At 54.6% G+C, this 5,058-nt stretch carries 3 protein-coding genes and 2 pseudogenes; 2 read left to right on the top strand and 3 right to left on the bottom strand.

The annotated features are described in order from the left end of the window. Both LPU83_RS73600 and LPU83_RS24735 read left to right on the top strand, forming a co-directional pair. Positions 1 to 257 (top strand): hypothetical protein (locus LPU83_RS73600; protein ID WP_207105866.1); only part of this gene is annotated, 257 nt, incomplete at its 5' end. A gap of 513 nt (positions 258 to 770) precedes the next feature. Continuing rightward, a complete protein-coding gene (locus LPU83_RS24735) occupies positions 771 to 1,559 on the top strand; it encodes a LuxR family transcriptional regulator (RefSeq protein ID WP_082323338.1) in 789 nt (262 codons plus the stop codon). 186 nt (positions 1,560 to 1,745) lie between these two features. Here the strand turns inward: LPU83_RS24735 and LPU83_RS24730 are convergent. From LPU83_RS24730 to LPU83_RS24700, 3 genes and pseudogenes are all read right to left on the bottom strand, one after another. Then, positions 1,746 to 2,199, bottom strand: a pseudogene (locus tag LPU83_RS24730) (6-pyruvoyl trahydropterin synthase family protein). 1,058 nt (positions 2,200 to 3,257) lie between these two features. After that, positions 3,258 to 3,541 (bottom strand): annotated as a pseudogene (locus tag LPU83_RS24715) (IS3 family transposase); the annotation flags it as partial. A 433-nt stretch (positions 3,542 to 3,974) separates the two neighbouring features. Beyond that, positions 3,975 to 4,787 (bottom strand): arylamine N-acetyltransferase family protein, encoded by an 813-nt coding sequence (locus LPU83_RS24700; RefSeq protein WP_024319120.1) that lies wholly within the window; start codon positions 4,785 to 4,787, stop codon positions 3,975 to 3,977. Positions 4,788 to 5,058: the final 271 nt, after the last annotated feature.

The raw sequence follows: 5,058 nt of genomic DNA, 5'->3' as shown, positions 1-5,058 counted from the left end.
TAGGTTGGGGCCGCGTTGAACTCCAGGAGCGGAGCAAGACGCCCCTGGGCACCAACTTAGCGGGAAGATGGAATCGCTGTGCAGCCCACATCTTAGAGCTTTGCCAAACGAACGAAATTCCGCAGGGGCCATTCCAAGGAATATCAATTGAAACTTCAGGTTGGTGCATTAGCAAACTCAAGCCGAAAGGCCCTGCACCAGCAGTTAACATCATCGTATTTCTGCTTCTTCTGCCCCTTGTTTGTTTCGAAGATTAGCATCGACCTGTGCCGCTCTTGATGTCACGCGGCGAAAGGCGTTGGCGGCGTGCCCGACGATGGCCGCGTCCATGAAAGGCGATGCAACCCTTTTGGGTCCATTATTCCGATTGGCCTTGCCATGACTAATGCGCCGCCAGATATCATCCCACAAACAGGGTGTCAGAAACGCGACACAGCGGTGCGCGAGCTGCCGCCTGGCGATGGCGTCTCTCGCCACTGAATTATACTCGAAATTTCGTTCTCGGCGCTCCTAAATCTAGTTGGCATGAATTTTGAAACGTCCTCGGTGTACAGCGCAGGTGCTGCCAAACAGCACTGAATTGTTCGCCAAGTGATGGCGGAAAACAAAGGTCCCATGGCTTAGGCTCATTAGCTCGAAAGCCTATATTCGAAGTGACGGGCCACTCTGCAGCAAGCAACTCTGCGCGTCGATAAACGACCCATCGAGGTGATTCCATGGAGTATCGCACTATCTCAGTCGTGAATTCAACGCCTAGGGGCGATGACAGAATGTCCAATCAGTTTTCGCTTGATGGAGCAAGCAATCGCGAGGTGACGACTGATGAAGAGATTGCCCTCGCGTTTGACATGTTTCTCAGCCAGCTCAATCGAGCTATTTGCATTGAACAGCTGTTTGACAGAATATCCGTTTTTGCCCGCAACTTCGATTGCCGTTGGATTGCGTATGGTCCTCCAGCGCAATTACAGGATCCACACAGGCAGAACGGAGGCAAACGGCGGGTAGCATCGAATTACCCACTCGAGTGGCAAGAGTACTGTGTCAAAAAGGGCTATGACAAGATCGATCCCAGCGTAAAGACGAGCCGGTTTCACTCGGCCGCTTTTCGGTGGAGTGAAGTCTACACAGAGCCAAGCACAACTGACAGCGAACTGCGCGTCTTCGACGAGGCGGCACAGTTCGGGCTGAGGTCGGGAGTTACCATTCCACTACATGGGCCTTGGGGCAATTTCTCGACCATGAGCTTTGCTCGAACTGAAAGATGCGATCTAGGAAATAGCGCAATCTCTTACTTGCAACTAGCCGCGTTTTACTATCACATCAAGGTAATCGGATGCCTAGAATTGAGTGGGGACCACTTTCCTAGGCTCTCTGCCAGAGAAAAAGAATGTATTCTGTGGGTGGCAAAAGGAAAGTCGTCTTGGAGTATCGGGAATATAATTGGTATTTCTCCAAATACAGTCGATTTTCATGTTAAGAATGTAATGCGGAAATTGGAAACTGGCAGCAGAACAGTTGCCGCTCTGAAAGCTGCGCGGCTCGGTATTATCGAACCGTAGATCAATCAGATTTGGGTCTTATTCCCACTACCTTGCTGTCGCAAGGTGCTGTCGCAAGGGCCTCGATAGAGGCGTTGGTGATTCGTAGACCCGGTTTAGTTCTGCAGCCAACTTCGCTGCCAGGGAGTTGAACTCGCTCAACGAGAGTTTTGCTATTGATCATTACCTCTCCATCTACCCGAAATCTCACTTTTGAGGCTGCAGGGCGTACACGGCGGAGCACTTGCGCGTTTCTTCGACTTCGCAACGTACCAGCTTGATTCCTGTGCCTTTGAGCTGCTGCGGACCCACCACGAGCACAAGATGCTGCGCGATGTTTTCAGCAGTCGGATTGAACGGGACCAGCACGATGCCATCACCGATCGTCGTCCCGTCACCGGTTTTGATTATGCCGTCGATCAACGCATTGGCAACCGGGTCACGCTCCCACATGAGCATCTTATGATCCCAATTCTCTTCCAGCCACATACAGAGCTTGCTCTTCATGTCGCTGAAGTCGATGACGCGCCCCACATTGTCGAGCTCGGCAGCTGAAATGCACACGGTAGTTATGCCCGTGCAGATGCCTGCACTTGCCTTCGTGCCCAACAACGCGGTGTCCGCAACTGATATCGTGGTAGCGCTTCGCCTGCCAGCTCATGCGTCACCACGCGGCGATGCATAGTTCGCTGATGTAGGCAGCTCCATGCGCCCTTCGCGCCACGCGCGCATGACCAGCGGGTCGGGAACTCCAGCTTCGAGAAATCCTTGGGCTCGCAGGACGTTTGAGTGGTTCATGTCTGTTGGAGGGTACTTCCCGTCATGCTGGTGTGGATGTATGCCAGCGCTTGCATGCAACCGGCGAGCTCCATGGCTCGGGCAATCGACTGCGCTTTGCATGGGAACGAACGTCAGCTCGACGCGGCTGCCGATGACGCGATCCATCTGTTCGTAGCTTTCGTATCTCTCAAGCTCGTGTTCGCTAGTCAATGGGGACACCGACCGTAGGCAGTTCGGAACTTTGATCACTTCATGTGAGTCCAACGATTCTGGCGAACCATAGCGACCAGCCGCATGGACTTCGTTTATCTTGTCCGCGCCCCAACGGAGCCGTAGCGGTCCTCCCGTCAACTGCGGCTGAGGCGACCAAGACCGCCCCAGCCTTTCCTGGTCGGTGAGCTCCCAGTGGACCTTCATATGGAGCACCTGGCCTTCCCCGCAGTTCGGGTTGCCGAAGAGCGAATCCAACGGAGTCCACCCGTGTGAGGAAGTAGCGCTGGCAGTGGGTCGACATCTTGGAACTGAGGCAAATTTCAATGGGGCATTGGCACTTTCTGTAGTTATTCCCATCGTTTCTCCTGGTTCCGAAATGCACTTGGAGCGAGGAAGCAAGTAGCGAGCCAACAGAAAAGCCGCGTTAGAACAACAAGTTGTGCAGACATCACTATGTCGTATGTCCGACAACGCGCTGAAGGTTGTGTTGAGAAAGTGGCTTCGAGAGCTGAGGGCGGCCCCCTGGGTGAAAAATGGATGACGGCGCCGATTCCGTGGCAATGCGGAACTCAATCGGCCGGCAGCGCTTAATGAAGCCGCTCCATCTTACCCATCATGTGCATCCGAGCACTCGAGAGCGCAGGCACCCGAAGGTGTCAACAGAGCTGGCTCGGTTTGTCTGAACAGTTCGTGGCATTTCGCTAAGTGGATTTCCGCCTCAATTATGCTGCGGTCGAGCGCACCGGATAAAAAATCAATCTCCAGCGTCAATTCTCCAATCTTGGCAAGGAGTGTTTTGATATCGACAGTGGGTTCCGCCGGTTCCGCCTTGCCCTCATCACCGAAAACGCCGGTCGCCCCTCAAGAAGTTTGTCTTTCCACTGCTTGATCTGATTGGCGTGCACGTCGAACTGCCGGGATAATTCCACCAGCGTCTGTCCGCCCCTGATGAAAGCCGGGCTGTGGTTCCGGCGCGGTCGTCTCGTCATGCTATCTCCTGTTTCCGGCATTTAAGCCAAAGTCAGGCAGAAATTCCACTTATACCGGCTGTGCAGTTTTCCCGAGCCAGCTCTCACAACGCTCATGGCCGGGCCGCCGCCCTTGAACCATTCGAGCACCCAACTGGCGGAGGCTGGGCATGCCGATGAGCAGCTGATTTGAGATGATTGCTGAGTAGCGCGCTGTGGACACGGCAGCACAGCCTGATGCTGGGACCGGTGTGCTTGATCGCTTGTGGCGACACCGTAGCCGACGCTCACCGTTCCAATCCGGAGATCTTGGTTAGAGCTGCCGATTGGCTGCCACCGCTGACGGCTGTGAGCGGTCTTAAGCGAGCAGGGTCATTTACGTATGAGGCTTCGAGTGATGCCACACACGTTGCCTGCAAAAAGGCCGATCCGACTGCTGAAAAACGACGCAGTGCAAGCTTGACGGCCTTCATTCCTATATCCGTCCACGCGAACCAAGCTTTTCCCATAACGAATCAATCGTGGACCGAGGAAGGTGCAGCCGAAAAACATCGGACAAGACTCGCTGGAGTTCGCTCTTCGTTTTGAGTGTTTCTGTTTCCTCAGTTTGGTTCCGAATCAAGCTGAAATCCTTGTTGAACAAGTTCGCAGGCCCTTCGGCTGTCAGCACGCTCATCATGAGGCTGGATGGAAACGGCGAACGGTCCCAGCGAGCGCAGATGAAGTTGGCGCCCTCGAAATCTGAGGGCAGGGCGGTGGCTCGATCAAAACCATAAAGAGCGAACCATTCATTCCCGTTCTTGCGTTCAACGACGAGTTCTCCGCTGGCGGAGTCAACTCGCAGGCGAAACACGTCACGGCCAGGTGTTTGCAGTTCCTCTGTATCGATCCGTAGCGGTGCAATCGGTGCTGGACCACCGAAGCCAGCGTCCGCGAGCCAGTCGACGCCCTCGATGGTTACGATGAATGCCTGGTGTGTGCGTGGACCACCCTCTGCAGCACCCATACGCACTCTGCACAGGATGGGCTGGATCGTGAAACCGAGTGCTCCGAGCGCCAAGCCAAACAACTTGTTCAATTCGAAGCAATACCCCCCCCGCCGGGCATTGATCAGTTTGGCCCAGATCGAATTCTCAGTCAGATTGGGTATATCACCCAACAGCACATCGATGTTTTCAAAGGGAATCGCGCGCATTTGAGCCTGCTGAAGGGCAACAAGACCGTGGACCGTTGTCGGCACTCGAGCAAGGCCGATACGATTCAGATAGATCGCAATATTGAATGCCATGGGATGTCCTTAATAGCTAGTTTCCGTCCATAAACGGCTGGTTTTCTTGTGCTTGCAGCGCGTTTGGGTTCCGCTTGGTGGCCGCTTTGAAGCCATGCGGTGTGGCTCATGGGTGCTAATTGCGGCGGCCAGGATTTCTGGTGGAAATGCGCGCATTGGGAACTGCCGGCGTTCCGCCGGTCCGGTTTTGGCTGGCGACATGGGATGTCAGTTCGATCTGAGGCGGGCGAAGAGGGCGAGATTGTAAGCGACCACCGAGGACCAGACATAA

The sequence above is a fragment of the Rhizobium favelukesii genome (genome assembly GCF_000577275.2).
Lineage (GTDB): Bacteria > Pseudomonadota > Alphaproteobacteria > Rhizobiales > Rhizobiaceae > Rhizobium > Rhizobium favelukesii.
The sequence above is the reverse complement of the archived record's forward strand: the minus strand, read 5'-3'. Positions and strand labels throughout refer to the sequence as shown.

Coding starts and splice junctions, on each gene's coding strand:
- LPU83_RS24735 (WP_082323338.1), top strand. CDS start 771: ATGTCCAATCAGTTTTCGCTTGATGGAGCAAGCAATCGCGAGGTGACG.
- LPU83_RS24700 (WP_024319120.1), bottom strand. CDS start 4,787: ATGGCATTCAATATTGCGATCTATCTGAATCGTATCGGCCTTGCTCGA.